At 69.7% G+C, this 25,347-nt stretch carries 21 protein-coding genes and 3 pseudogenes; 10 read left to right on the forward strand and 14 right to left on the reverse strand.

What is annotated here, in order from left to right; genetic code table 11:
- Positions 1-13: 13 nt before the first annotated feature.
- Entirely contained in the window at positions 14-763 is a 750-nt protein-coding gene (locus tag ACIQBL_RS17000) for a GntR family transcriptional regulator (protein WP_401942115.1), read from the reverse strand.
- Between the two features lie 93 nt (positions 764-856).
- Between ACIQBL_RS17000 and ACIQBL_RS17005 the strand changes: the two genes are divergently transcribed.
- Entirely contained in the window at positions 857-1,288 is a 432-nt protein-coding gene (locus ACIQBL_RS17005) for a VOC family protein (RefSeq protein WP_401942117.1), read from the forward strand.
- 305 nt (positions 1,289-1,593) lie between these two features.
- On the opposite strand, the pseudogene ACIQBL_RS17010 reads toward ACIQBL_RS17005, so the two are convergent.
- From ACIQBL_RS17010 to ACIQBL_RS17020, 3 genes and pseudogenes are all read right to left on the reverse strand, one after another.
- Positions 1,594-2,538, reverse strand: a pseudogene (locus tag ACIQBL_RS17010) (transposase); the annotation flags it as partial.
- Positions 2,539-2,675: 137 nt separating this feature from the next.
- Positions 2,676-4,846: pseudogene (locus ACIQBL_RS17015) on the reverse strand (3-hydroxyacyl-CoA dehydrogenase NAD-binding domain-containing protein).
- 11 nt (positions 4,847-4,857) lie between these two features.
- Positions 4,858-6,072: an acetyl-CoA C-acetyltransferase gene (locus tag ACIQBL_RS17020; RefSeq protein ID WP_401942120.1), complete on the reverse strand. Its 1,215-nt coding sequence runs from the start codon at positions 6,070-6,072 to the stop codon at positions 4,858-4,860.
- A 132-nt stretch (positions 6,073-6,204) separates the two neighbouring features.
- On the opposite strand from ACIQBL_RS17020, the gene ACIQBL_RS17025 reads away from it, so the two are divergent.
- A complete protein-coding gene (locus ACIQBL_RS17025; RefSeq protein WP_401942122.1) occupies positions 6,205-6,981 on the forward strand; it encodes an enoyl-CoA hydratase-related protein in 777 nt (258 codons plus the stop codon).
- A 42-nt stretch (positions 6,982-7,023) separates the two neighbouring features.
- On the opposite strand, the gene ACIQBL_RS17030 is transcribed toward ACIQBL_RS17025, so the two are convergent.
- The 4 genes from ACIQBL_RS17030 to ACIQBL_RS17045 all read right to left on the reverse strand — a co-directional run bounded on the left by ACIQBL_RS17030 (position 7,024) and on the right by ACIQBL_RS17045 (position 10,801).
- Complete coding sequence (locus ACIQBL_RS17030) at positions 7,024-7,659, reverse strand: TetR/AcrR family transcriptional regulator (RefSeq protein WP_401942125.1); 636 nt, start codon at positions 7,657-7,659, stop codon at positions 7,024-7,026.
- A gap of 491 nt (positions 7,660-8,150) precedes the next feature.
- Positions 8,151-8,681: a cupin domain-containing protein gene (locus ACIQBL_RS17035; RefSeq protein WP_401942127.1), complete on the reverse strand. Its 531-nt coding sequence runs from the start codon at positions 8,679-8,681 to the stop codon at positions 8,151-8,153.
- A 66-nt stretch (positions 8,682-8,747) separates the two neighbouring features.
- Entirely contained in the window at positions 8,748-9,800 is a 1,053-nt protein-coding gene (locus ACIQBL_RS17040; RefSeq protein WP_401942129.1) for a phosphotransferase family protein, read from the reverse strand.
- Positions 9,797-10,801, reverse strand: coding sequence for a C-terminal binding protein (locus ACIQBL_RS17045; protein WP_401942131.1), 1,005 nt, complete (start codon positions 10,799-10,801; stop codon positions 9,797-9,799). Before ACIQBL_RS17045 ends, ACIQBL_RS17040 begins: the two co-directional genes overlap by 4 nt.
- Positions 10,802-11,545: 744 nt before the next feature.
- Here ACIQBL_RS17045 and ACIQBL_RS17050 point away from each other — a divergent pair.
- A complete protein-coding gene (locus tag ACIQBL_RS17050) occupies positions 11,546-12,814 on the forward strand; it encodes an MFS transporter (RefSeq protein WP_401942134.1) in 1,269 nt (422 codons plus the stop codon).
- Positions 12,815-12,905: 91 nt separating this feature from the next.
- Here ACIQBL_RS17050 and ACIQBL_RS17055 read toward each other — a convergent pair whose 3' ends face one another.
- A complete protein-coding gene (locus ACIQBL_RS17055; RefSeq protein WP_401942135.1) occupies positions 12,906-13,685 on the reverse strand; it encodes a fumarylacetoacetate hydrolase family protein in 780 nt (259 codons plus the stop codon).
- Positions 13,686-13,868: 183 nt separating this feature from the next.
- On the opposite strand from ACIQBL_RS17055, the gene ACIQBL_RS17060 reads away from it, so the two are divergent.
- Positions 13,869-14,900, forward strand: a complete 1,032-nt coding sequence (locus ACIQBL_RS17060) for a LacI family DNA-binding transcriptional regulator (RefSeq protein ID WP_401942138.1) — start codon at positions 13,869-13,871, stop codon at positions 14,898-14,900.
- A gap of 80 nt (positions 14,901-14,980) precedes the next feature.
- Here the strand turns inward: ACIQBL_RS17060 and ACIQBL_RS17065 are convergent, their stop codons facing one another.
- Entirely contained in the window at positions 14,981-15,574 is a 594-nt protein-coding gene (locus ACIQBL_RS17065) for an NADPH-dependent FMN reductase (RefSeq protein WP_401942141.1), read from the reverse strand.
- A 432-nt stretch (positions 15,575-16,006) separates the two neighbouring features.
- Between ACIQBL_RS17065 and eno the strand changes: the two genes are divergently transcribed.
- The 6 genes from eno to ACIQBL_RS17095 all read left to right on the forward strand — a co-directional run bounded on the left by eno (position 16,007) and on the right by ACIQBL_RS17095 (position 22,368).
- Positions 16,007-17,317: a phosphopyruvate hydratase gene (eno, locus tag ACIQBL_RS17070; protein WP_401942143.1), complete on the forward strand. Its 1,311-nt coding sequence runs from the start codon at positions 16,007-16,009 to the stop codon at positions 17,315-17,317.
- Positions 17,318-17,377: 60 nt separating this feature from the next.
- Positions 17,378-18,382: a VOC family protein gene (locus ACIQBL_RS17075; protein ID WP_401942146.1), complete on the forward strand. Its 1,005-nt coding sequence runs from the start codon at positions 17,378-17,380 to the stop codon at positions 18,380-18,382.
- Positions 18,383-18,406: 24 nt separating this feature from the next.
- Positions 18,407-18,958 carry a carboxymuconolactone decarboxylase family protein gene (locus ACIQBL_RS17080; RefSeq protein WP_401942148.1) on the forward strand — a complete coding sequence of 184 codons (552 nt, stop codon included), beginning with the start codon at positions 18,407-18,409 and terminating at the stop codon, positions 18,956-18,958.
- Positions 18,959-19,017: 59 nt separating this feature from the next.
- The gene (locus ACIQBL_RS17085; RefSeq protein ID WP_401942151.1) at positions 19,018-20,124 is read left to right on the forward strand and encodes an alcohol dehydrogenase catalytic domain-containing protein; all 1,107 of its coding nucleotides are present in this window, start codon (positions 19,018-19,020) and stop codon (positions 20,122-20,124) included.
- Positions 20,125-20,234: 110 nt separating this feature from the next.
- Positions 20,235-21,143 (forward strand): LysR substrate-binding domain-containing protein, encoded by a 909-nt coding sequence (locus ACIQBL_RS17090; RefSeq protein ID WP_401942154.1) that lies wholly within the window; start codon positions 20,235-20,237, stop codon positions 21,141-21,143.
- 358 nt (positions 21,144-21,501) lie between these two features.
- Positions 21,502-22,368, forward strand: coding sequence for a 3-hydroxybutyryl-CoA dehydrogenase (locus ACIQBL_RS17095; protein WP_401942157.1), 867 nt, complete (start codon positions 21,502-21,504; stop codon positions 22,366-22,368).
- A gap of 294 nt (positions 22,369-22,662) precedes the next feature.
- On the opposite strand, the pseudogene ACIQBL_RS17100 reads toward ACIQBL_RS17095, so the two are convergent.
- The 4 genes and pseudogenes from ACIQBL_RS17100 to ACIQBL_RS17115 all read right to left on the reverse strand — a co-directional run bounded on the left by ACIQBL_RS17100 (position 22,663) and on the right by ACIQBL_RS17115 (position 25,321).
- Positions 22,663-23,624: pseudogene (locus tag ACIQBL_RS17100) on the reverse strand (electron transfer flavoprotein subunit alpha/FixB family protein).
- A 49-nt stretch (positions 23,625-23,673) separates the two neighbouring features.
- Positions 23,674-24,018: an electron transfer flavoprotein subunit beta/FixA family protein gene (locus ACIQBL_RS17105; RefSeq protein WP_401942531.1), complete on the reverse strand. Its 345-nt coding sequence runs from the start codon at positions 24,016-24,018 to the stop codon at positions 23,674-23,676.
- The gene (locus ACIQBL_RS17110; RefSeq protein ID WP_401942158.1) at positions 23,979-24,119 is read right to left on the reverse strand and encodes a hypothetical protein; all 141 of its coding nucleotides are present in this window, start codon (positions 24,117-24,119) and stop codon (positions 23,979-23,981) included. Before ACIQBL_RS17110 ends, ACIQBL_RS17105 begins: the two co-directional genes overlap by 40 nt.
- A 26-nt stretch (positions 24,120-24,145) precedes the next feature.
- Positions 24,146-25,321, reverse strand: a complete 1,176-nt coding sequence (locus ACIQBL_RS17115; RefSeq protein WP_401942161.1) for an acyl-CoA dehydrogenase family protein — start codon at positions 25,319-25,321, stop codon at positions 24,146-24,148.
- Positions 25,322-25,347: the final 26 nt, after the last annotated feature.

Raw genomic sequence — 25,347 nt, forward strand, 5'->3', positions numbered from 1 at the left:
GCCCACGCCGACGTCACAGGTCGGTCGGGGCGCGGTGGTTCTCGGCACCCGCGGGCTCATCGGCCGTTGACCGATGCTCCGCCGGTCGGCTCGGAGCGGTTGGCGCGGTCAGCACGTCGAAGGCGTGGTGCCGGTGGGTGGCGAAGAGTTCGAGGGCGGCCTCGGCGTCGCGGGCGCGCAGGGCGGCGGCCAGTTCTCGGTGCTCGCCCGGGATGTGGGAGAGGTAGCCCTCGGAACTGATACCGATCCGGGTCAGCAGGAACAGGTGGACCTGGGAGCGGATCGCCTGCCATGCCTCCTGAAGGCGCAGGTGCCGGGCGGCGGCGTAGACGGCGTCGTGGAAGGCGATGTCACAGGCCACCATCGCGTGCTCGTCCTCGGCGCGGTCCATGCGCTCAGCCGCCTTCTCGACGGCCACGATGTCCTCCTCCGAGGCGTTGGCGACCATGTGCTGGACGGCCAGGTGCTCCAGAGCGCCGCGCAGGCTGTCCAGTTCGGCGACGTCCTGAGCGGACAGCGTCGTCACGGTGGCGCCGCGGTGCCATGCGCTGCGGACCAGGCCCTCGCGCTCCAGCCGGAGCAGTGCCTCACGCACCGGACCCCGGCTGACGTCCAGCGCGCCGGACAGTTCCACCTCGCGCAGCTGTGCGCCGGGAGCGAAGGCTCCACTGAAGATGGCCTCCCGGATCCGGTCCGCGACCTCGTCGGCCAGCCCTCGGCGGCGGGCGGGAGCCACCCTGTCCACCCTGTCCTGTTCACCCATGGCCTTGCCTCCTTCGACTGTCGCAATGTTAACATTCAGACATTGTGGTCGGCGGCCGAGCCGGGCACGTCAGCGAGGAAGGTGGCACAGCCCATGACCACGTCCGATTCCCCGATCCCGCGGTTCCACCTGGCCATGCCGGTGGACGACCTGGCCGCCGCGCGCCACTTCTACGGAGAGGTACTCGGCCTGGAGCAGGGCCGCAGCGCGGACACCTGGGTGGACTGGAACCTGCACGGCCACCAGTTCGTGACGCACCTGTCGTCGGCCCGCTCGCAGCGGATCCACAACCCGGTCGACGGCCACGACGTCCCGGTGCCGCACTTCGGCCTGATCCTGACGATCCCGGCGTTCCAGAAGCTGGCCGACCGTCTGCGTACGGCGGACACCGCGTTCGTGATCGAGCCCTACGTGCGCTTCGAAGGCGAGACCGGCGAGCAGTGGACGATGTTCCTGCTCGATCCGGCGGGCAACGCCCTGGAGTTCAAGGCGTTCGCCGACGACTCCCAGGTCTTCGCCGTGTAGTGCTCTGATCGCGTCGTGCCTGGTGATCGGGGCCGGTCCGCCGGCGACCGGCCGATCCCGCTTCGTCACGGTCTTGTTGTCCCAGTCGATGGAGAACGCGTCCAGGGAGTAGGCGCCGCTGTGCAGGTTTGCCTGGCTGCTGGTGTTGGAGGACATCGGACCGACCACCTCGACGCCCAGGTCACGGCGGGCGGCCACCAACGTGGGACCGTCGAGATAACCGGCGTCAAGGAAATGCTCGGCCGGCACCGTCGCCACCGTCCCGGACATCGCGATGACCAGCACCATCCACGCGCAGCTCGCCGAACGGGTGAGCAGGTTCGGTGCCCCGGCCTCGCACGTCTCGGTCAGATGGACCTTGTAGCCGTCCCACATGGTGTCGCGCTTGACGCTGCAGCGTGCGTCCCGGTCATACGGTGTGACCAGGCGCTTCGCGCCTGGTGGACGGTCTTTTGGGCCCCGCCTCCGCACCTCCCCGTCGACCAGCTGGAAGGGCTGGACCCAGACCTGCCGCAAGATCTGCACCGCGGGAAGTTCCCGCAGGTGAGGTGGCGTTCCGCCCCGTGCACGGCCTGAAGCAGGTGCATACCGTCACCTGCGATCCGCAGTCCGATCGCGTCCCGGCCGCTGCGGCTCCTGGGAAACCGGCTGTCCTCCAGCCTGGTGGCGTAGTGCTTGAACCAGTCGGGCAAGGCGACCGCCTCCAGCCAGTCCGGCGCCGCGTGGGCCACCGCGTTCAAGGCGGCTCGCAGGGTCTCCCCGACCTGCTCCAGCCAGCACAACTCCCGTGCTGAGGAAACTACGTGCGTGGAGTCGGTGCGAGCCTTCCCACCGGTCTTCAGCAGCCCCCGCGCGCCGGCCGCCGTGAGCACCGCGTCGAACAACTCCCGCCCTGCCTCGGCTGCGACCAGGCGGTCCCGGAACTCCGAGAGGACCGAGTAGTCGAATCCCGCATCGCCGAGCTCCAGCCCGAGGGCATATTTCCCCTCAATGCGAGCCCGCACGGCCTCCGCGGCCTGCCGGTCCGACAGGCCCTCGACGAACTGCAGCACAAGCACCAGCGCCAGCCGGCCCGGCGACCATGCAGGCTTGCCCCGGGCCGGGAACAACCCTGAGAACGCCTCGTCCCGGAACAACACGCCCAGCTCATCACGGACCCGGATCGCCAGACTGCTCTTCGGGAACGCCTTCCGCGCCACCCGGCCCGTCTCGGCCGGAACCTCACCCGGCTCCTGAACATGCAACGACACGGACGCGCCCTCCCCAGGCACAACGTCGGCCTACACGACCACAACCAGGTCGTGTAGGCCGACGTCACGCACAAGGCCCCCATTCGCCAACGGCGTCCCTGATGCAAGGGCCCGCCCCACAGTCGTACCCGGTGGGACTACGCGAAGATCTCCCGCGCCGCGGCCTTCGCGAGCAGCAGCGCGGGCGGCTCGAAACGGGAGCCGTAGCGGTCGGCGAGCCGGCGGGCCCGCGCTGCGAAGGCGGGCAGGCCGCCCTCGTAGCCGTTGATGTACTGGAGGACCCCGCCCGTCCAGGCCGGGAAGCCGATGCCGAGGAGCGAGCCGACGTTGGCGTCCGGGACGCCGCGCAGCACGCCGTCCTCGACGCAGCGGACCGACTCCAGGGCCTCGGCGAACAGCATGCGCTCCTTGAGGTCCTCGAAGCGGACGTCCTGCGCGCGCTCGCCGCCCCGCCCGAAGTGTTCGGTGAGGCCGGGCCACAGACGGGTACGCCGGTCGTCGGCGTCGTACTCGTAGAAGCCGCCGCCGGTGGACCGTCCGGCGCGGTCGAACTCGCCGACCAGGCGGTCGACGACCGTCTCGCCGCCGTGTGCCTCCCACGCCCCGCCCTCGGCGAGGACAGCCGCCCTGGTCTCCTCGCGGATCCTCCGCAGCAGGGTGAGTGTGATCTCGTCCCACAGCTGGAGCGGCGCGGCCGGGTAGCCGGCCTGGAGGCCCGCCTGTTCGACGGTGGCCGGGGCGATGCCCTCGCCGACCATGGCGGCGGCCTCGTCGAGGAAGGTGCGGATGACGCGGGTGGTGAAGAAGCCGCGTCCGTCGCCCACGACGACGGGTGTCCGGCCGATCTGCCGGGTGAAGTCGACGGCCCGTGCGAGGGCCTCGTCGCCCGTCTTCTCCCCCACGACGATCTCGACGAGCCGCATCCGGTCGACCGGCGAGAAGAAGTGCAGCCCGATGAAGTCCGCCGGGCGGTCCAGCCCTTGGGCCAGGTCCGTGATGGGCAGGGTGGAGGTGTTGGAGGCGAGGAGCGCGTCGGGGGCGACGACGCCTTCGATCTCGCCGAGGATCCTCTTCTTCAGGGCCGGGTCCTCGAAGACGGCCTCGACGACGAGGTCGGCGCCGACGGCGTCGGAGGCGTCCGCGGTGGGCCGGATGCGCGCCAGCAGCCGGTCCGCCTCGGCACGGCTCGTGCGTCCGCGCGCCACTTCCTTGTCCAGCACACGCTGCGAGTAGGCCTTGCCCTTGGCGGCGACCTCGGCGGTGACGTCCTGGAGGACCACGTCGATCCCCGCCCGGGCGCACGCGTACGCGATGCCTGCGCCCATCATGCCGGCGCCGACGACCACGGCCTTGCGCACTGTGGCGCGCGCCGGGCCGTCGGGGCGGGTGCCGCCGGCCTTGATGTGCTGCATGTCGAAGAAGAAGCCCTTGATCATGTTCTTCGACACCTGGCCGGTGACCAGCTTCGTCAGGTACCGCGACTCGATGGTGAGCGCCGTGTCGATGTCGACCTGGGCGCCCTCGACGGCGGTCGCGAGGATGGCACGGGGCGCGGGCAGGTTCGCGCCCCGCACCTTCGCGCGCAGGGTGGCGGACAACGAAGGAAGTACGGCGGCGAGCTGCCCGGCGGCCGGGGTTCCGCCGGGCAGCTTGAACGCCTTGCCGTCCCAGGGCTGTACGGCGTCGGGGTGTGCGGTGATCCAGGTACGGGCCGCGGCCATCAACTCGTCGTGCGTCGCGGCGAGTTCGTCCACGAGGCCCGCCTCGACGGCTGCCGCGGGGGTGAAGGTGCGGCCGTCCAGCAGGACGCTCTCCAGAGCCTGCGTGACACCCAGCATCCGTACGGTGCGGGTGACTCCGCCTACGCCGGGCAGCAGCCCCAGGGATGCCTCGGGCAGACCGATCCGCGAGCCCTTCGCGTCGAGGGCCACGCGGTGGTGGCAGGCCAGGGCGATCTCCAGGCCGCCGCCGAGCGCGGCGCCGTTGATCGCCGCGACCACCGGCCGGCCCAGGGTCTCCAGGCGGCGCAGATCGGCCTTGACGCCTTCGATGAACGCGAAGAACGCGGCGGCCTGTTCGGGCCCGGTGGCCAGCATGTCGTTGAGGTCGCCGCCGCGAAGAAGGTCTTCTTGGCGGAGGTGACGACGACCCCGCTCACGCTCTCGCGTTCGGCCTCCAGGCGGTGCACGGCGGCGCGCATCGACGCCGCGTAGGCCTCCGTCATGGTGTTGGCCGACTGCCCCGGGTGGTCCAGGGTCAGTACGACGACGCCGTCGGCGCCCTGCTCCCAGCGGATGGTGCTGTTCATCAACTGCCCTTTCACACACGCTCGATGAGGGTGGCCACACCCATGCCGCCGCCGATGCACAGGGTGATGACGGCGCGGCGCGCGCCACGGCGCTCCAGCTCGTCGACCATGGTTCCGGTGATCATGGCGCCGGTGGCTCCGAGGGGGTGGCCCATGGCGATGGCGCCGCCGTTGACGTTCAGCTTCTCGTCGGGGATGCCCATGTCCTTCGCGTACTTGAGCGCCACGGAGGCGAACGCCTCGTTGATCTCGAACAGGTCGATGTCGTCGATCGTGAGACCGGTGTGCGCGAGCAGTTTGCGGGTCGCGGGGGTCGGGCCGGTGAGCATGATCGTGGGGTCCGCGCCCGAGGTGGCCGTCGCGACGATCCGGGCCCGTGGGGTCAACCCCAGTTCGCGGCCCGCCCGTTCGCTGCCGATCAGGACGAGGGCGGCGCCGTCCACGATCCCGGAGGAGTTGCCGCCGTGGTGGACGTGGTCGATCTTCTCGATCCAGTGGAACTTCTGCAGCGCGACGGCGTCGAAGCCGCCCAGGTCGCCGACGGCGGCGAAGGCCGGCTTCAGCCTGCCGAGCGCCTCCACCGTCGTACCGGGCCGCATGTGCTCGTCCCGGTCGAGGACGAGGAGCCCGTTCTGGTCGGTGACCGCGACGACGGACCTGTCGAAGTAGCCGCCGGACCAGGCAGCAGCGGCGCGCTCCTGGGAACGTACGGCGAACGCGTCGACGTCCTCGCGGCTGAAGCCCTCGACGGTGGCGATCAGATCGGCGCCGATGCCCTGCGGCGCGTAGTACGTGTCGTAGCTGGTCGCCGGGTCGTTGTACCAGGCTCCGCCATCCGAACCCATCGCCACGCGGGACATGGACTCCACACCGCCCGCCAGCACGAGCTGTTCCCAGCCCGAACGGATCTTCTGGGCCGCCACGTTGACCGCCTCCAGACCGGAGGCACAGAACCGGTTGAGCTGTACGCCGGCCACCGTGTCCGGCAGCCCGGCCGCCAGCGCGGCTGTGCGGGCGATGTCCGCGCCCTGGTCGCCGACGGGCGACACGACGCCCAGCACGATGTCCTCGATACGGCCCGGGTCGAGGTCGGGGTGGCGGGCGCGCAGGGCGTCGATCAGGCCGGTGACCAGTGAGATGGGTTTGGTGCCGTGCAGCGCGCCGTCGCTCTTGCCGCGACCGCGCGGGGTGCGGATCGCGTCGTATATGTAGGCCTCGGTGCTCATCGTCTTCGCTCTCCTCGGGCGCCGCGCCAGTATGCTGACCTAGCGATCGCTAAGGTAACAGATACCCTGGGCTGCCACTTAGCGATCGCTAGGTAGATTTACGACCATGGCCCCTCCGAGAAACGGCAGCACATGAGAGACGGCACCATCACACCCGGCGGCATCGGCATCCTCCGGGACGGCGCCGTGCTGCGCCTCACCCTCGCCCGCCCTGACCGGCTCAACGCCCTGGGCACCACCGGATTCGCCGACCTCGCCGACGCCGTCGACGTGGCGGACACGGACGACGGCGTCCGGGTCGTCGTGCTGACCGGCGAGGGACGGGCGTTCTGCTCCGGCGCCGACCTCGGCACCGTCGTGGACGCGCACACGGTGGAGGCCGCCGGCCGTGCGGTGCTCGCCCTGCGCCGTACCGGCAAGCCGGTCCTCGCCGCGGTCAACGGCGCCGCGGCGGGCGCCGGATGTTCCCTCGCCCTCGCCTGCGACCTGGTGCTGGCCCGCCGCTCCGCCTACTTCCTGCTCGCCTTCGCGGGGGTGGGACTGATGCCGGACGCGGGCGCGACGGCCTTCGTCCCGGCTGCGATCGGCCGGGCCCGCGCGCTGCGGATGGCCCTGCTCGGAGAGCGGATCCCGGCGCCCACGGCGGCGGAGTGGGGCCTCATCGGAGAGGTCGTCGACGACGCGGACTTCGACGAGGCGGTGACCTCCCTGACCGCCCGGCTCGCGTCGGGACCACCGCTCGCGTACGCCAGGATCAAGGGGGCGGTCAACGAAGAGGCGCTTCCGGGGCTGACCCGTGCCCTGGAGACCGAACGGCAGGGGCAGGCCGCGCTGCTGCGCAGCGGCGACTTCGCGGAGGGTGTCGCCGCGTTCCACGATCGCCGGGACGCGAAGTTCACCGGGAGGTAGGACCCGCCTGCGGGCGGCCTTGCGCCATCGGGTCGTCCGCGCTCAGCGCTGCGGACCGTGGCCCACGGCGTAGAGCGCGATGGTGACGTAACGCTCCGCGATCTCCTGTGGGGTCAGCGGGCCGTCGGGGCGGTACCACTGGGCCACCGCCTGACACATGGAGAGAACTGCGCGGCCGGCGTCCACCGGCACCGGGACGGTGAAGACCCCGGCCCGCGAGCCGTCGCGCACGGCGTCGCGCATCAGCCCTTCGAGTTCGTCGCGCAGGTCCACGTACCGTTCCCGGTTGCCGCTCTCCAGGCTGCGCGTCTCGGTGTCGAGGAAGGCGAGCGGGGCCCGATGGGTCATGAACAGCACGATGCACTCGACGAGCGCGCGGAAGCGGTCGACGGGGTCCTCACCCGCCTCCTCGACAGCCGAGCGGCAACGGCCGAGGACGGCCCTCAGGGAACCCAGCAGCAGTTCCACGAGGATGGCCTGCTTGTTGGCGTAGTGATAGTAGAGAGCCGGCACGGTGACGCCCACGCGGCGGGCGAGGTCACGGACGGTGGTGGCGTGATAGCCCTGCTCCACGATGGCGTCGAGGGCGTGCGCGAGGATCGGCGGCAGCTCCAGCGTCCCGTAGACGCGCCAGTCCGTGTGTCCGTCCGCGCGCAGGTCAGCGACCGTCTCCGTCATGGCTGCCCGGCTCCCCGTGATCGACTGAACTAACGTTCACTAAGTCGTCTACGAGTCTACGGGTTCCCGTCCTGCTCTAGCACGGGCCGGTCCCCATGAGTCGTGCCACCGAGGTGCACGGTGACATTGCCTGCGGGGTCGGCGGGCACAGCTACGAGGGCTGTCGCCGCCGATCATGATGCGCGGCTACCCTCCTGGCTGGAACTGCCACTGCGTCTCGCCGGGCGAGACCGCGTACCGTGTCGGTTTTCCGGGAGAGACGAGCTTGGCGTTCTCCGGACTGTCCCGCAACGGCGCCCGCAGGTAACCTCGCCGCCTGTTCATGGCACCCGGCGTGCAGCGCTGCGCCGGCGGTCCCCGTGCCGCCCGGGTCTTCGACCACCCGGTCGGCGAGCTGAACAGCTGCTGGCCCCCCGACCGCGCCCCGAAGGCGAAGCCGTGGAGCCCAGGAGCCGCGACCGGCTCCCGCGTCGTTTGCGACCACGGCCGCGTCAGTCTTCGCGTTCCGCGCCGATGAGGACGAAGGCCATCGTGACCGGTTGGCCACTGCGGTTGCGCCAGGCGTGGCGGGTGCCGTTCTGGATCACGATGTCCCCGGCGGACAGACGGGTGTGCCGGCCGTCGTCGAGTTCGAGGACGATCTCGCCCTGCAGCACGACGCCGTAGTCCACGGTCGGCGTCGCGTGCATGCCGTCGGGCTCGATGAGATCCGCGATGCCGGGCGAGTCGGCGCGCTGCTCGCGGTCGAAGGCGACGGGATCGAACGCCGGATCGGCCATCGCGGTGTCCGGCGGGAAGGTCACGACGATGAACCGTGTGCCGCCGGGCGCGGGGAGCAAGCTGGTGACCTTCGGTGTGGGGTCCTCGCCGGTCGGGCTGACCGGTTCACCGGGTTCGGTGGCCCAGGGCAGGCGCGACACCCAGCCCGGCAGACTCGTGAACTCCCGGCTGCGCGGAACGGGGCCGTCGCTGACGACGACCGACCTGCCGTTCTCGTCGTGGCCGGTGACGACTCTGCGCATGTGTCTCTCCTCGGTCGGTCGTGTCGGATCCGCGAGGCCGCCGAACCCGTCGAATCGGTTGTGCCGTCAGCCGGGCCGGCCGCTGCCGGGCTCGGTCGGCGCCCCGAGCGCGGTCGCCCAGGCGTCCAGGACATCCGCCACCGTGGGCGCGGGCGCCCGGAGCAGGGCCGATGCCGCTGTGCGTACGAACAGCCGGTGCCGCTCGTCCGTGAGGTACTCCACCGGGGACTTGCCGTCCACCCGCGCGAGCAGCAGCGCCGGCAGCAGTGCCGCGGCCCGCGCCTCCAGAGCCGGCCGGGGCTCCCAGTCGACGCGGCGGACGTACTCCTCGGTCAGTACCCTGGCGGACCGCAGGAGATCGCCCCGGTGCCCGGGCACGACCAGGCTCTTGAGCAGCAGGTGGTTGACGCAGAAGGCGAGGTCGAAGGCCGGGTCCCCGTACCAGGCGCACTCGGCGTCCAGCAGCACGGGCCCTGACGGTCCGACGAGGATGTTCTTGGGGCTGACGTCGCCGTGCACCAGGGCCAGGCGGGTCGTGGCCGTGCGGTCGGCGAGGCTCTGGATAACCCCTTCGAGGGCAGGGTGTGCGGCTGCGGTGGCCAGCAGGTACGGCTCGATGCGCAGCGCGTGGAAGTTGTCGTCGGTGGCGAACTCCGCCGCGAGGGAGGCGTCACCGGCGCTCGCCGCGTGCAGGGCGCCGAGCAGCTCTCCGACAGCCGCCGCGGTCTCGACCCGCACCTCGCCGTGCAGCAGTTGCGCCTTCCACACGGGGTAGTGCCCGGGTGGCAGGAACGCCATCACGAAGAGCCCGGCTTCGGGGTCGTGGGCCAGCAACTCGGGCACGCTGTCCGGGCGGTGGCGGGACGCGAAGCGCATCCACGCCCATTCGTAGGCGTTGCGCGACACCGGTGCCTGCCAGTCGGCGGCGACCTTCAGCTTGGCCAGGGCTCGTTTGACGCAGAGGGAGCGTCCCGGCAGGTCCACTCGCCACAGGTCGGACGAGACGCCGCCGGCCAGTGGCGTCCACCGGGCGGCTTCCCCGGGTCCGGCGAGCTGGTGGGCGGTGAGGAAGTCGGTCAGTGCGGGTTCCGGGCCCGGCTGCGCGGAGGGCCGGCTCATCGCCGGTCCCCCGGCCCTGCGGGCAGACCACGGGGAGTGTTGCAGGCGTGGGCCGGTGCCTCGCCCGCCAGGATCCGCACGACCTCCTCGGCCGCGCGGCGGCGCAGTTCCGTGACCGAGGCGTCGGAGGAGAAGGCGATGTGCGGGGTGAGGAGTGCGCCCGGCTGGTCCAACAGCGCGGTGGGGACGTGCGGTTCGGTTTCCAGGACGTCGAAGGCGGCTCCGTCGAGGTGCCCGCTGTCAAGGGCCTTGATCACCGCGTCGGTGTCCACCAGGCCGCCCCGGCTGACGTTGACGAGCAGGCCGCCCGGCGGCATCAGCGCCAGTTGCCCGGCGCCGATGATGTGCTGTGTGTCGGGAGTGAGCGGCACGTGGAGGATCACCACGTCGCTGCGGCGCAGCAGCTCCTCCAGGCCCACCATGTCCACTCCGGGGGCGTCCTTCGGCGGGTGCGGGTCGTGGGCGAGGATCCGGCAGCCGAACGCGCCGAGCTTGCGCGCGGTGGCGCGTCCGATACGGCCGTAGCCGACGACTCCGCAGGTCAGCGTCGACAGACGGCGCAGGCGGGCAGCGGCGGGGTCCCAACGGCCCGCGCGGACCTCCCGGTCGGACACGGCCAGGCCCCGCGTCCAGGCCAGCACCATGCCGACGGCATGGTCGGAGACCTCCTCGACGCAGTAGTCCGGCACGTTCGTGACCCACACGCCGCGCTCGGTGGCGGTGTCCACGGCGATGTTGTCGAGGCCGACCCCGAGCCTGGCCACGATCCGCAGATCCGGTGAGGTGCCGATCGCGGTGGCGGAGACGGGGGCCCAGCAGGTAAGGATCGCGGCGGGACGGTGCTCGGCCACCAGTTCCTCGATGGTCTCGGCGGAGGCGGGATCGGCGGGGCCGGTCACCAGGGTGTGGCCCGCCTCCTCGATGACCGAGCGCTCGACGGAGTCGTCGGGCCAGGCGTGGTCGGTGAGCAGCACGGTGGCTGGGCGGCTCGGTGGGTTCATGGCAGGTCGTCCTCGCAGAATCGTGCGGCCGCAGCGGATGGCCGCGGGGCATGTCCGGTCACATCCGGTGAAGCGGGTCTGGATCGCCACCTGTGAGGGCGGCCGTCGGCTTGTCCGTTGGGCCGTCGGCCGCCATGGGCGGGCGGAGGGGGTTGCTGGGCTCGGGTCCGGTGTCGCCGGCGCTCGCCGACTTGTGGTCGGTGCGGGCGCCGCAGGACGTCCCTGGAACGGGTCACGAGTTGCCGGGGCACGTCGCATCACTTTGTCACAGCCACGTGATGCTAACGATAGCACTAGGCCGTTTCGACGCGTCAAGAGTGCGGCGGACACCTGGCCGCCGGCATGCCTGTTTCAAGGTCCACTCAGGGCCGAGGAACGCTGTCAGGACGGGAAACAAAGGCACGCCGAAGAAAACCGGTGTCCGCATCTTGACGGGCCGGAGATTTCCCCCTCATGGTTTCTGCCAGCGCCGCCCGTGTGACCGACAAGTGTCCGCACGGGGTCCGGCTGTCGATGACGCCATAGCCACGGACGTCCCCGACGGGCGATATACGGCTGAATTCCGCATGCGGTGTCCGACCGCGCGGCAGCCCGTCACCCTCATTCCGCCTGACGACGACACCATTGCCGTCGCCGGCCCGAGTCCGTGTTCAGTTCACCGCTTCCCGTCATCGCCCGTACCGCCTCGTACGGGTGATGGATCCGCCGCGGCCTGCCGCGGCCCATTCCTCCTCAGGAGCCGCAATGACTCACGCAGCGCAAGTCGACACCGGTGCGGTGCCCGCAAGCACAACGCACGAAAGCAGCCGTTCCCCCATTTCCCGCCCGCTGATCGGTGTGGGCTTCCTGCTGGTGACCCTCTCCTACATGGTCAACGCGATGGACCGTCAGGTCTTTCCCCCGCTGCTGCCCAACATCCGTACGGAGTACGGGTTCTCCCTGGAGCAGGGCGGGCTGCTGGCGACGAACTTCACCCTCGGCATGGCCCTGGCCGGCCTGCCCGCCGGTTATCTCCTGGACCGCTTTCGCCGCAAGACCGTACTACTGGTCAGCATCGTGATCTACTCCCTGGGCACGATGGCCACGCCACTGGCCACCGGTTTCGCCGACATGACCCTGTACCGGGTCGTCTCCGGCTTCGGGGAAGGCATGCAGTCCGCCGCCATCTTCGCGGCGATCGGCGCCTTCTTCGCCCACCGGCGCGGCCTCGCCTTCGGCCTCATCGGGGTGGGCTACTCCGTCGGCGTGTTCATCGCCCCGCTCATCGGTGTCCGGCTCATGAGCATGCACGGCTCCTGGCACGCGCCCTTCTACCTGTTCGGCACGGCCGGGCTGCTGATCGCCGCGGCCTCCCTGTTCCTCGTGAAGAGCGGTCTGACCGAGCACTCCGTCGAGAAGACCGTCTCGACCAGGAGGTACGAGTACATGCCGGCCTCCGCCTACAACCGCAACACCATCGCGCTGGCCGTCCACTCGGTCATCAGCGGTGTGGCGATCTACGGGTTCCTCGGGCTCTACCCGACGTTCCTCATCACCTCGCTCCACTACAATTCCGGGCAGGCGGCACTGGCGATGAGCTTCCTCGGATTCGGCGGGATGTCGGCCGTCTTCGGCGGCTGGCTCGGCGACCGCTTCAACCAGCGCAACCTGCTGATCGTCAGCCTGCTGGCCGTCTCCGCCGTCAGCGTGTGCATCTACGAGACGCATGCCGGAGTCGGCACGCAGTGCGTGTTCGCCTTCCTCATGGGCGCCTTCGGTCTGGGCTTCATCTACCCCAACACCAACAGCGCGTTCCAGCGCGCCGTCCGTCCCGCGCAGATCGGACGCGCCTCCGGCCTCTTCGTCACCAGCTACTACGGGCCGGCGGCGTTCTCGGGCCTGCTCTTCGCCGCCCTCGTGGACTCCTTCGGCTGGGACCTGGCCGGGCTGGTGCAGGTGACGGCGCTGCCACTGGTGGGCGTCCTGGCGCTGGCCTTCGTGCGCCCCTCGCAGTTCAACAACGCGGTTCGCTAGCGAGCCAGAACCGACACGTGTACCGGGGTCTGCCAACCGCTCGACGGTGGGCAGACCCCGGTACACGTGTCGGACTTGCGAACGTCGGGACTCAGAGGACCTCGGCCACCACCGGATTGCGCAGCACTCCGATGCCCTGGATATCCACCTCGACCTCATCCCCGGGGCGGATCGGCCCGACGCCGGCAGGCGTTCCGGTCATGATGGCGTCGCCGGGCAGCAGTGTCAGGTAGCGGCTGAGGTAGCCGACGATCCCGGGAACGGCGAGCAGCAGGTCGGCGGTCGTCGCCGACTGCGTGACGGTGCCGTTCACACGGGTCGTCAGCGACAGGGCCGAGGGGTCGATGTCGGTCGCGATGACCGGCCCGAGAGGGGCGAACGTGTCCTGCCCCTTGCCGATCAGAAGAGTTCCGAATTTGCTTTCCTTGCGCTGGACGATGCGGTCACTGACGTCATTGCCGCACGTATAGCCGAGGATGTACTCATGAGCCTCGGAGGGCTTCACATGGCGGGCTTCTTTTCCGATGACTACGACCAACTCGCCCTCGAAATGGATCAGTTCACCATCCGCCGGGTAGACGATGGGGTCATCCGGCCCAATCACCGCAGTGCTCGGCTTCATGAAGCACACGGGAATCTCCGGAACATCACGGTCGGTCTCCTCGACGTGCGAGGCGTAGTTGTAGGCGAGCCCGAAGATTCGGGGCCGCTCCAGCGGCGCGAGAACCACCGCGTCGCCGATTTCGTCGATGTCCCCAGTAGGGGACAACCCGGTGAAGAGGTCGCCTTCGCATCTCGCGATCCTTGTGTCACCGGCATCGAGATCTCCATAGTGACGCACACCGCCGACGGCATACCTGACGATCCGCACGGACACCTCCGCAACTGGGCAGCCGCGGGCGGCTGCACGGCCCATTCAGCAGTGCTAACGTTAGCATAAAGGTGATGATCGGCCGAGCGCCTCCACTTCACCGACCACTGAGCGCGACGTGAGCGCTATCGTTGGCACACGGATAGTGACGGCACGGGATCAGCCAGTTCAAGGGGGCCTTACGTGATCACGACCAGGGACATCGCCGAACGCCTCGGAATCTCCGTCTCGACGGTCGGCCGGGCACTCTCCGACGATCCCCGCATCAGCGAGGAGACCAAGTTCCGGGTCCGCCAGGCCGCTTCCGAGATGGGGTACGTCGGCAACCGCGCGGCCCGGATGATGCGCGGCGCGTCCAGCAATGTGGTCGCGCTGGTCATCCCGGACATCCGCAACAGCTTCTACTCGACGATCGCGCACGAGCTGTCCACGAACATGGAGGCCGAGGGCTTCCAGCTGATGCTCTCGGAGACCGACGACGACCGGATGGTGGAGCTGCGCCACCTGCGCGAACTGTCCGCCAACCGCGTGGCCGGCGTCATCATCGTGCCCACCGCCCGCCCGCACAGCGACTCCGTCAAACTCCTGCGCGGCCTCCCGCACCTTCAACTGCTGCGCCGTCACCCGTCCCTGGGTTCCCAGTGGTTCGGCGTGGACGACCACGAGTCGCTGCGCCAGGCGACGGCCCACCTGATGGCGCTGGGCCACACGCGCATCGCGTATCTGGGCGGTCCTCAGGAACTCCCCACGGGCGCGGAGCGTCTGCGCGGCTTCCGCAGCGCCCTGAGCGAGGGCGGTCTGCCGGATGACGCCGGGCGTGCGGAACTGGGCCCACCGTCGTCCGTGGACCACGGCCGCCAGGCGGTACGCCGGCTGTTGGAAGGGCCGGACGCGCCCACGGGTCTCGTCCTGGGGTCGATCCAACTCACTCTGGGGGTCCTGGAGGAGTTGTCCGAGCAGGGGGTGAAGGTGCCCGGGGAACTGTCCGTGGTCGGGTTCGGGGACGAGCCGGGGTTCTCCTGGTGGGGTCCCGGGCTCACCACGATCGGTCTGCCGATCCAGGAGATGGCCACCGGCTGCGCACTGTGGCTGCTGCGCCGGCTCAAGACCAATGCGGGCAACGACAGTGCGTACACGTCGGTCTCGCCCGGCTCGCTGGTCCTGCGCGGCAGCACCGCGCCTCCTGGCGGAAAGGCTCCGTCCAGGTCCGTCTGAGCCAGGAGCCGCCTCATCCGCGAACACCGAGGGCGCCCGGAGCACATCGCTCAGGGCGCCCTCGTGTGCGTGCCGCCAGGTCAGTGCGTGCCGTTGCGCAGCTTCCGCATGACGCGGGCGGTCCGCGCGAGTTCGTCGAGCACCTGCTCGGCGGCGGACTCATGGATCTTGCCGGGCCTGAAACAGCCGTCCTCGACGAGCTGACCGACGAACGGGATGCTCACGGTCGGACCGATCGGCAGCATCCTGAGATTCGCCACGACCTGCTTGCCCATCTGCACCGCGCGGGTGCCCGCCGAGACTCCCCCGTAGCTGACGAAGCCGGCCGGCTTGTGCTGCCACTCCACGGCGAGGTAGTCCCACGCGTTCTTCAACGGGGCGGGGAAGCCGCCGTTGTACTCCGGAGTGACGAAGACGAACGCGTCCGACGCGTCGACGATCCGGCTCCATTCACGGGTGTGGCTCTTCGTGTACCGCTGCTGGGCGGGCGGATGCGGCTCGTCGTAGAAGGGGAGAGCGAGTTCGCGCAGGTCGACGGTGCGCGACTCGAACTGGTCGTGCTCCGCGGCCCGGAGAGTGAACCAGTCCGCGACGGATCTGCCCACACGCCCGGGGCGCGTGCTGGCCACAACGGTGGTGAGGGTCATGGGCACCGCGGAGGGCTGGGGTGTCATGGCGGGTCGCTTTCCTGTCGGCCGGGATCCGGCCCGGCGGGCCCACGCCGCCTGTGCTGTCCGTCCGTCCAGGAGAGCGCGGGTCCGCCGGAGTCTCCACCGGAGCGCTCCAGATTGTGCGAACGATAGCATTCATGCCCCGACAGGCCAAGGCGGCACAAACAAACCTTAAGATCCCCGATTCGAAGTCCACCCCACCTCTTGACAGAGCTGCCGCCGCTTTGCACGATTGCGCTATCGATAGCACTACCGAGCCGCGGTGGACGTGCTGAACGAGCAACACTCGTCGCCCACCTTTCCGCTTTCTCCTTCTCGTTCGCCCCCAGCGCCACCGCGTCGTTCCCGGTACCGCCGCGAGCACTGTCCGACCGAGGGCAGGCACGGGCAGCGCTCCGCGCCCGGATCGTCCGAACTCCGAAAGGTTGCACCGCCATGACAGACGCGCGGATCGTCCAGCTCCACGGCCGCAGGGTGTGGGACTCCCGTGGCCGGCCGACCGTAGAGGTCGAGGTCCACCTCGCGGACGGCGCGACCGGGCGGGCCATCGCTCCGGCGGGGGCTTCGACGGGGCAGGGAGAGGCGCTCGACCTGCGCGACGGAGGCAGCCGCTTCGGCGGTCTCGACGTCCGCCGCGCGGTGGGCTCCGTGAACCACGAGATCGCTCCCGTGCTCGTGGACCGCGACGCGACCGATCAGGAAGCCGTCGACCGGCTGCTGGTGGACCTCGACGGCACCCCCGACCGCAGCCGTCTCGGCGGCAACGCGATCGTGGCCACGTCCATGGCGGTCCTGCACGCCGCCGCCGCGTCGGCAGGCGTGCCCCTGTGGCAGCACCTGGCGGGCGGACGCCCGGTCCGCATCCCCCTCCCTGAGATCCAGATCTTCGGCGGCGGCGCCCACGCGGACCGCCGGGTCGACGTCCAGGACTTCATGGTGGTCTGCCCGGCGGCGCGGAGCTTCTCCGAGGCCCTGGACTGGACGGCGGAGATCTACCGGGCCGCCGGCGGTCTGATGCGGAAGGCGGGCAAGGCGCAGGGGGTCGCCGACGAAGGCGGCTTCTGGCCCGCGTTCGACTCGAACGAGGAGGCGCTGGAGACGCTGACCCGGGCGATCGAGAGCGCGGGCTTCACACCCTCGACCCAGGTCGGCATCTCACTGGATGTCGCGGCCTCGCAGTTCGGCAGCGCCGGGCGGTACACGCTGGCCCTGGACGACCGCACGCTGGACACCGTCGCGCTGATCGACATGCTGGGCGGCTGGATCGAGCAGTATCCGATCCTGTCCGTCGAGGACCCGGTGGGCGAGGACGACCACGAGGGCATGCTGGAGTTCACCCGGCGTTACGGCCACCGCTGCCAGGTGATCGGCGACGACTACCTGGTCACGAACGCCAAGCGGGTCGAGGCCGCGGCCACCGGCGGAACGGCGAACGCCGTCCTGATCAAACCGAACCAGGCGGGCACGGTCACGGAGGCGTACCAGGCCCTGCGGGCAGGGAAGGAAGCGGGCTTCGGCACGATCGTCTCGGCGCGTTCGGGCGAGACCGAGGACATCACCATCGCCCATCTGAGCGTCGGCTGGGACGCCGGTCAGCTGAAGGTGGGCTCGTTCACCCGCTCCGAGCGTATGGCCAAGTGGAACGAGGTTCTGCGTATCGAGGAATACCTCGGTGAATCAGCGGAATTCAGCGGCTGGTCCGCCTTCACATTCACCGGGTCCGGGCCCTCGACAGCCAAGCTGTAAAACAGCCCCGCAGTATTAAAGTCATCGAAATCCAGAGCCGATCCGAGCACGGAGACCAGCATGCTGCCACCCGTCAATCTGCGCCCGAGTTTCAATATCACCCGCTCCAGTCACGTGCGTCTCACGGTCGCGGATCTGGCCGAGAGCCGGAACTTCTATGTGAAGGTGCTGGGGCTGGTCGTCAGCGACGAGGACGAGCGCACCTGCTACCTGCGCGGCCTGGCCGAAGCCTGCCACCACAGCCTCGTCCTGGAACTGGACGAAGAGGGCGCGGGCCAGTGCAGGAGGATCGGCTTCCGGGTGTTCTTCGATGAGGACCTGGACGTCGCGTACGCCTGGTTCCGTGAGCGGGGACTGCCCGCAGAGTGGGTCGACGTGCCGTATCAGGGGCGCACCCTGCACGTCAGCGACCCCATCGGCACACCGCTCGAACTGTGCGCGCACATGGAGACCCGGCCGCGGCTGCACATCGACTTCGAGCAGTACAAGGGTGCCCACGCGCAACGGCTGGACCACTACCAGACCTTCGCGCCCGACACCTACGAACTGTGCGCGTTCTACGGCGAGCTCGGCTTCCGCAACTCCGAGTACCTGGAGCACGGCGACAAGCTGCTGGGTGCGTTCATGTACCGCAAGGGCACCTGCCTCGACCTCGCGATCGTCGAGAACACCGGACCCGCCCTGCACCACTTCGCCTACACCGTCTCCGAGAGCCACGACATCTTCACCGCCTGCGACTGGGCGGGCATCCTCGGCTACGGCGACGGCGTGGAGCGCGGTCCCGGACGGCATGGTCCGGGCGGGATGCTCTTCACCTACCTCCGCGACCCCGACGGGCACCGCGTGGAGGTCTTCAACAGCCACTACCAGACGATCGACACCGAGATCGAGCCCGTGCGCTGGGACGCCGCGTCGCTGAGCACCAACGCCCGCTGGGGCCTCCCTGCCCTGGAGAAGTGGTACTTCGAGGCATCGCCCTTCGCAGGAGTCAAGCAGATCCCGCCGGCCCAGACGCCGAACCCGATGACGCTTGAGCGGTTCCTGCTCGAACAGTCCGCACGCTGACCTTCCGTACCTCCAGGAGTGACCATGGCACGAGTCCCCTATCTGCGCCGCGAGGACGCGGACGAGTCGCAGAAGCCCCTGTACGACCGGCTGGAAGCCGAGCGCAAGGTGCCGACGGCGAACATCTTCCTCGCCCTGGCCAACGCGCCGACCCAGCTGGACGGCTTCCTGACCTACGCCAACTCGCTGCGGGCCGCCGACCTCAGCCCCAGGCTGCGGGAACTGGCGATCCTGACCGTGGGGTACGCGACCCGGTCGGCGTACGAGGTCGCGCACCACCAGTCGCACGGGCTGGGGGCCGGTCTCACGGAGGAACAGCTGGCGGCGGTGCCCTACTTCGAGTCGTCCGATCTGTTCGACGCGACGGAGAAGGCCGTGATGCGCCTCGCCGAGGAGTCCACGCTCCAGGTCGACGTCTCGGAGGAGACCTGGCGTGCCGCCGCCGACCGCCTGACGGACAAGCAGATGGTCGAACTGTCGCTGTCCATCGCCTGGTACAACTCCGGCGTCCGCATCATGGGGCTGCTGGGAATCGACCTTGAGGACAATTACCCACACCCCTTCCCGAATTCGTAGAGGATTCTCGACATCTCCGCCCCGGCCGCTGGGACGGAGAGGTTCCAAGGAGTATTTCAATGGCGAAAATGCTCGCTGCACGGCTGCACACACTCGGTGAGCCGATGTCCGTGGACACGATCGACAAGCCCACCCCACGACCGACCGACGTACTGGTGCGGGTCAAGGCGTGCGGAATCGTGCCGAACATGGCCAACGTGATCAACAACTGGCCGACCTGGTTCCCGCACCAGCCGTTGCCGAAGCTCCCCGCCGTCTTCGGCCTGGACGCCACAGGCGTGGTCGAGCAGGTCGGCGAGGCGGTGCTGCACACCAGACCGGGCGACCGGGTGTACGTCAACCCCCTGCGTTCGTGCGGAAGTTGCCAGGTCTGCCGCGGCGGTGAACTGAGCCGGTGCCGGTACTTCACCCTGAACGGCTACTTCAGTACCTCCCGTGACGGCCAGCGGATCTTCGACCTGTATCCCTACGGCGGCTTCGCGGAGTTCATGACCGCTCCGCAGTACTCCATCGTCAACATCCCGGACAACATGACGTTCGAACAGGCCGGCAAACTGGGCTACATCGGCACGTCCTACGGCGCGCTCAAGAACGCTGCGGCGGGCCCCGGCCAGGTCGCGCTCATCGACGGGATCACGGGAACCCTCGGCGTCGCGTCGACCGTCCTCGCGCTCGCCTCCGGCGCCTCCCGGATCCTCGGCACCGGCCGCAACGAGGAACTCCTCAAGCGCGTCAAGGAACTTGCCCCGGATCGCGTCGAGGTCTTCCGCCTGGGCGACGGCTCCACCGGTGAGTGGGCGAAGTCCCGCACCGGCGGCGAGGGCGCGGACTACGTGATCAGCGCCCTCGGCGCCAAGGCGCCGGTGGAGACCATGCTCGACTCCCTGCGGGGCGTCCGCCGGGGCGGCAAGGTGGTCAACGTCGGCGGTGTGGCCGACCGGCTGCCCGTGGACATGAAGTGGCTCATGGACGAGCAGGTCCAGCTGATCGGCTCCAACTGGTTCAGCACCGCGCAGGGACAGGAACTCGCCGACATGGTGGCCACGGGCACCCTGGACCTGTCCTACCTACAGGCCAAACCCTTCCCGCTGTCCCGCGTCAACGAGGCGATCTCGGGACTCACGGACCGCGACGGCGGATTCAGCAACTACGTCGTCATCCCCTGACAGCCCCGACTCACCCCGCGGTGGGACCTGTTCTGCCCTGACGCCGCCGCGGGGTGTCCATCCCACCGGCCGTATGCACAGCCGGTGCACCCAGCAGGACGGAGGAGCCGGTGGAACTGCGCTGGCTGGAATCGTTCGTCGTCGTCGCGGAGGAACTGCACTTCGCCCGCGCGGCGGACCGGCTGCATCTGGCCCCTTCGGCACTCAGCGCCCAGGTCAGAGCGCTGGAGTCGCACCTGGGAGTCCGATTGATCGACCGCGGACGACGCACCCGCCCGGCGCTCACCAGCGCCGGGCGGCTGTTCCTCGAAGAGGCACAGCTGACCCTCGCGCAGGCCGCCCGGGCCGAAGCGGTGGGCCGGCGGGCCGGCCGCGGGGAGCTGGGGCACGCCGAGATCGCCTACGTGGCCTCCGCGGCCTTCTCCGGTGTACTGACCGACGTCCTCACCAGATGTACGGCCCTCGACACCCACCTCACCGTGCAGGTACGCGAGTTGGAGACCCCGGCCCAGTTGGAGGCCCTGTCCTGCGGGGACATCGACGTCGGTTTCCTGCGCTGGCGGCCCGAGTACCCGGCCGGGATCACCACCACCTGCCTGCTCACCGAGGACGTCGTGGTGGCACTGCCCAAGGGCGCCCCGCTGGCGGCGTACGACGCGGTGCCGGCGGCGGAGCTGCGCCACGAGCGGTTCACGGCCCCGCACTTCGACGAGGAGTACGGCTGCCGCGACCAGATCCTGGAGGTGGCGCAGCGGGGCGGCTTCAGCCCACAGTGCGCGCCTCCGGTACGGGACTTCATCGCCGCGCTCACCCTCGTGGGCGGCGGTCTCGCCGTGGCCCTGGTGCCCGACTCGCTGCGCCGAGTACAGATACCGGGCGTCTGCTACCGCCCGCTGGCGGACGTGGCACTGACCACCCGGCTGGTGGGTGCCTACCGAAGGGGCGAAACCTCACCCGCGGTGCGCGGCGTGATCCGCCGACTGCGGGAGGCTGCCGCGGCCACGATCACCGTCGGCTGACGTCGCATACCCCGGCACGCGTCCAAGCGGACGAGGAAGTGCGCCGTCCACGCTCCGGTCAGGGTGCCTCGGCCCGTTTCCCGTCGGTGCCGTCATGCCTGTCCGCGGACACTGTCCGCAATGACCGCGACCGCCTCCTCATCTCCCGCTTCTCCGGTCGCCGGACCCGCCCCGGACGTGATCATCGTGGCTCGGCACGGCCGGGTCGGTCAACCGCGAACCGGCGCATTTTTGTGCGTGGATGACGCACCGTCTGAGCAGGTCAGAGGCGTTGTAGGCGGTCTACGCTCGATGTGGCACCACAGACCGTGACGGCGTCGCTCGACCACCGCCGGACGGAGGACAGGCGGAGGAGCACATGACATCGATCAAGCACGTGGGAATCGTCGGCGCCGGCCAGATGGGCCGCGGCATCGCCGAGGTCTGTGCCCGCGCCGGTCTGCACGTCACGTTGTGCGACGTGACCGAGGACCGGGCCCGTACCGGACTGGTGGGCGTAGCGGACTCCCTGCTCAAGGCCGAGAAGCGCGGCACCATCACCCCGGAGGAGCGCGCGCATGCGCTCGCCGGGATCTCGGTCACCGGCGATCTCTCCCGCCTGTCGGGGGCGGACCTGGTGATCGAGGCCGCCGTCGAGGACGAGCGGGCCAAGACAGAGCTGTTCCGGCAACTGGACACCGTGGTCACCGACCCGGCCGCCGTGCTGGCCAGCAACACCTCCTCGATCCCCATCGCCCGGCTCGCAGCCGCGACCAGTCGGCCGCAGGCAGTGGTCGGCCTGCACTTCTTCAACCCTGTCCCCGTCATGCCGCTGGTCGAGGTGATCCCCTCCCTGCAGACCTCGGAGGCCACGGAACTGCGCGTGCGGGCCTTCGCGAGCGAGACCCTGGGCAAGACCGCCATCGTCACTGAGGACCGTGCGGGCTTCGTGGTCAACTCCCTCCTTGTGCCGTACCTGTTGGCAGCGGTGCGGATGGTCGGCTCCGGCACCGCGACCGCGGAGGACATCGACACCGGGATGACGGCGGGCTGCGCCCACCCCATGGGCCCGCTGCACCTCGCCGACCTCATCGGTCTGGACACCGTCGCGGCGATAGGCGAGGCCCTGTACGAGGAATACCGGGAACCGCTGTACGCCCCTCCCCCGCTCCTGCGCCGCATGGTCGAGTCAGGGCTGCTGGGCCGTAAGTCAGGCCAGGGGTTCTTCAGCTACCAGACGGCCTGAGGACCCGTGCTGTCGTACCCGTGGCACCCAGCACCTCGCCACGGGACGTCCCGGATCCACAACGAGCACGTCGGCTCCACGTACGAACGGCTCCGGCAGCCGTCAAGCCCGGAGCGCGTCCCGTATGCCGAAGGCCGAACACCAAAGCGCCCACGGCCAGGCTCCGTGGGCGCGGTGGTCTGCGGCGGCGTGCGTCCGACCGCGTGGTGGAAGGTGGATACCGCAGGGGGGGCGGGGTCCCTCCCGGCCGTACTCACCTGGATCATGGCCCGCCCGACGGCGGACCTCTCCGGCTCACTGACGGCGGGCCGTCACTTCCTGGGTGAGCTGGGGCGCCACCGCGAACAGGTCTCCCACCACGCCGTAGTCGGCGAGGTCCAGGATCGGCGCCTCCGGGTCCTTGTTGACCCCGACGATGGTCTTGGAGGTCTGCATCCCGGCGAGATGCTGGATGGCTCCGGAGGTTCCCAGGGCGATGTACGGCTGCGGGGAGACGGTCTTGCCGGTCTGCCCGACCTGGTACCGCTGCGGGTAGTACCCGGCGTCCATTACGGCGCGGGAGGCACCCACCGCACCTCCCAAGGCGTCGGCCAGCTCCTCCACCACCGCGAAGCCCTCCGTTCCCCCGGCACCGCGGCCTCCGGAGACGACGACGGTCGCCTCGGTGAGCCCGGGGCGGTCGCCCGCGGGCGTGTCGCGTCGGGCAGTGATGCAGGCGGACGCCGCGGGGTCGACCGCCGGCAGCGCGAGTGTCCGCTGAACGGGTTCCGCGGGGTGTTCCTGCGGTTCGAAGGCGCCCGGGCGCACGCTGATCACCGGTATGCCGTGGATGACCTGGGAGCGGACGGTGTAGGACCCACCAAAAAAACGACCTGGGTGACCACACCGGAGGAATCCAGGTCGACCGCGTCGATCAGCAGTCCGGCGTCCAGGCGCGCGGCGAGACGCGCGGCCACCTCCCTGCCGTCCGTCGTGGCGGAGACCAGGACGGCGACAGGAGCTGCTTCTCTGACCGCCAGCTCCAGGGCGTCGACGGCGAGCGTGAGAAGGAACTCGGCCGCTTCGCCGGACTCCGCCACGTGGACGCTCGTGGCGCCGTACCGGGCGAGGGAATCCGTAAGACGCGCCGCCGTGCCGGGAGTTCCGACGACGACGGCCCCGGGGTCCCCCAACCGCCCTGCGGCGGCCAGGAGTTCGTACGTGGATGTGTTGACACGTTCGCCGTCGTGGTCGACGAGCACGAGGACATCGGGCACGGGGTGCCTGTCTTCTTTGTTCTTGGTCGGGTCTTCTTGACGGGGCGGTTCAGAGCAGCTTCTGGCCGATCAGGTACGGGGCGAGGGACAGGTCGGCGACGACGGCCGGAACCGCGCCGGCCTGACCGTCGGTGCTCGCGTTGCCGGCGAGCACCAGGTCGACGTCCGCCACGTTCCGCACGGCGGCTGCCAGGACCTTTGCGGTGATCAGTACGTCGGCGCCGCGCAACCTGTCGTCGCAGATGTGGATGCCCTGGTCACCGCCCATCGCCAGGACCTTGCGGAGGGCGTCGCGCGCGGACTCGGGTGCCATGGAAACAACGGTGACGTGGGCGTCCGAAGTGTCCTCCAGTCTCAGGGCTTCTTCGGCGGCGCGCTCGTTGATCTCGTCCAGGGGGGTTCGGTGTCCTCGCGGTCGAGGGTGTGGTCGGTGTGGGACAGGGTGCGTTCGGCGCCGGAGTCCGGGACCTGCTTGACGAGTACGACGATGTTCACGGGTGTCCTCCCTCGGTCTTCGGCGATCAGCGGAATGCGGGCCGGCCGGTGATCGCCTGGCCGACGACGAGGGTGTGCATCTCGCTGGTGCCTTCGTAGGTGAGGACGGACTCCAGGTTGTTGGCGTGGCGCAGCGGGGAGTACTCCAGCGAGATGCCGTTGGCCCCCAGGACGGTGCGGCACTCGCGTGCGATGGCGATCGCTTCCCGGACGTTGTTGAGTTTGCCGACGCTGATCTGCTCGGGCCGGATGCGGTGCTGGTCCTTGAGCCGGCCCAGGTGGACGGCGAGCAGTGCGGCGTTGCCCAGGGTCACGCTCATGTCGGCGAGCTTTTTCTGGGTGAGCTGGAAGGCACTGATCGGCTTGTCGAACTGGACGCGGGAGTCGGCGTACTCGATGGCTGTCTGAAGTGAGTCGCGGGCCGCGCCGACCGCGCCGAACAGGATGCCGAAGCGGGCCTCGTTCAGGCAGGACAGGGGTCCGCGCAGACCTTCCGCGAGGGGCAGTCGGGCCGAGTCGGGCAGCCGTACGTTGTCGAAGTACAGCTCCGAGGTGATGGACGCGCGCAGCGACATCTTGTGCTTGATGTCCTGCGTGGTGAAGCCGGGCGTCCCGCGCGGGACGAGGAAGCCGCGGATGCCGTCCTCGGTCTGTGCCCAGACGGTGGCCACATCCGCGATGCCGCCGTTGGTGATCCACATCTTGGAGCCGTTCAGGATCCAGTCGGCTCCGTCGCGGACGGCCCGGGTGCGCATTCCCGAGGGGTCGCTGCCGAAGTCGGGCTCGGTCAGGCCGAAGCAGCCGATCGCCTCACCTGCGGCGAGCCGGGGCAGCCACTCCTGCTTCTGCTCCTCCGAACCCCACTTCCAGATGGAGAACATCGACAGCGAGCCCTGCACCGAGACGAAGCTGCGGAAACTGGAGTCCGCCGCCTCCATCTCCATGCAGGCGAGGCCGTAGCCGACCGCGTTCGTCCCGGCGCAGCCGTACCCTTCGAGGTGCATGCCGAGCACCCCCAACTTGCCCATTTCAGGGGCGAGTTCGCGGGCGAAATGCGCGTTCTCGAACCACTCGCCGATGTGCGGGCGCACCCGGTCGGCGAGGAACTTGGCGACGGTGGTCTGGATCTCGCGTTCCTCGTCGGTGAGGGTGGAGGCGAGGTCGATCAGGTCGAGGGGGTCCTTCATCGGCTTGCGGCTCATCAGTGGGCTCCTGGTGGTTGCGGTGT

It is taken from the genome of Streptomyces sp. NPDC088350, assembly GCF_044753545.1.
Classification (GTDB): Bacteria; Actinomycetota; Actinomycetes; order Streptomycetales; family Streptomycetaceae; genus Streptomyces.

What these genes read in the sequence shown, in the direction of transcription:
- ACIQBL_RS17000 (WP_401942115.1), bottom strand. Translation starts at nt 763, where the DNA reads ATGGGTGAACAGGACAGGGTGGACAGGGTGGCTCCCGCCCGCCGCCGA.
- ACIQBL_RS17005 (WP_401942117.1), top strand. Translation starts at nt 857, where the DNA reads ATGACCACGTCCGATTCCCCGATCCCGCGGTTCCACCTGGCCATGCCG.
- ACIQBL_RS17020 (WP_401942120.1), bottom strand. Translation starts at nt 6,072, where the DNA reads ATGAGCACCGAGGCCTACATATACGACGCGATCCGCACCCCGCGCGGT.
- ACIQBL_RS17025 (WP_401942122.1), top strand. Translation starts at nt 6,205, where the DNA reads ATGAGAGACGGCACCATCACACCCGGCGGCATCGGCATCCTCCGGGAC.
- ACIQBL_RS17030 (WP_401942125.1), bottom strand. Translation starts at nt 7,659, where the DNA reads ATGACGGAGACGGTCGCTGACCTGCGCGCGGACGGACACACGGACTGG.
- ACIQBL_RS17035 (WP_401942127.1), bottom strand. Translation starts at nt 8,681, where the DNA reads ATGCGCAGAGTCGTCACCGGCCACGACGAGAACGGCAGGTCGGTCGTC.
- ACIQBL_RS17040 (WP_401942129.1), bottom strand. Translation starts at nt 9,800, where the DNA reads ATGAGCCGGCCCTCCGCGCAGCCGGGCCCGGAACCCGCACTGACCGAC.
- ACIQBL_RS17045 (WP_401942131.1), bottom strand. Translation starts at nt 10,801, where the DNA reads ATGAACCCACCGAGCCGCCCAGCCACCGTGCTGCTCACCGACCACGCC.
- ACIQBL_RS17050 (WP_401942134.1), top strand. Translation starts at nt 11,546, where the DNA reads ATGACTCACGCAGCGCAAGTCGACACCGGTGCGGTGCCCGCAAGCACA.
- ACIQBL_RS17065 (WP_401942141.1), bottom strand. Translation starts at nt 15,574, where the DNA reads ATGACACCCCAGCCCTCCGCGGTGCCCATGACCCTCACCACCGTTGTG.
- eno (WP_401942143.1), top strand. Translation starts at nt 16,007, where the DNA reads ATGACAGACGCGCGGATCGTCCAGCTCCACGGCCGCAGGGTGTGGGAC.
- ACIQBL_RS17075 (WP_401942146.1), top strand. Translation starts at nt 17,378, where the DNA reads ATGCTGCCACCCGTCAATCTGCGCCCGAGTTTCAATATCACCCGCTCC.
- ACIQBL_RS17080 (WP_401942148.1), top strand. Translation starts at nt 18,407, where the DNA reads ATGGCACGAGTCCCCTATCTGCGCCGCGAGGACGCGGACGAGTCGCAG.
- ACIQBL_RS17085 (WP_401942151.1), top strand. Translation starts at nt 19,018, where the DNA reads ATGGCGAAAATGCTCGCTGCACGGCTGCACACACTCGGTGAGCCGATG.
- ACIQBL_RS17095 (WP_401942157.1), top strand. Translation starts at nt 21,502, where the DNA reads ATGACATCGATCAAGCACGTGGGAATCGTCGGCGCCGGCCAGATGGGC.
- ACIQBL_RS17115 (WP_401942161.1), bottom strand. Translation starts at nt 25,321, where the DNA reads ATGAGCCGCAAGCCGATGAAGGACCCCCTCGACCTGATCGACCTCGCC.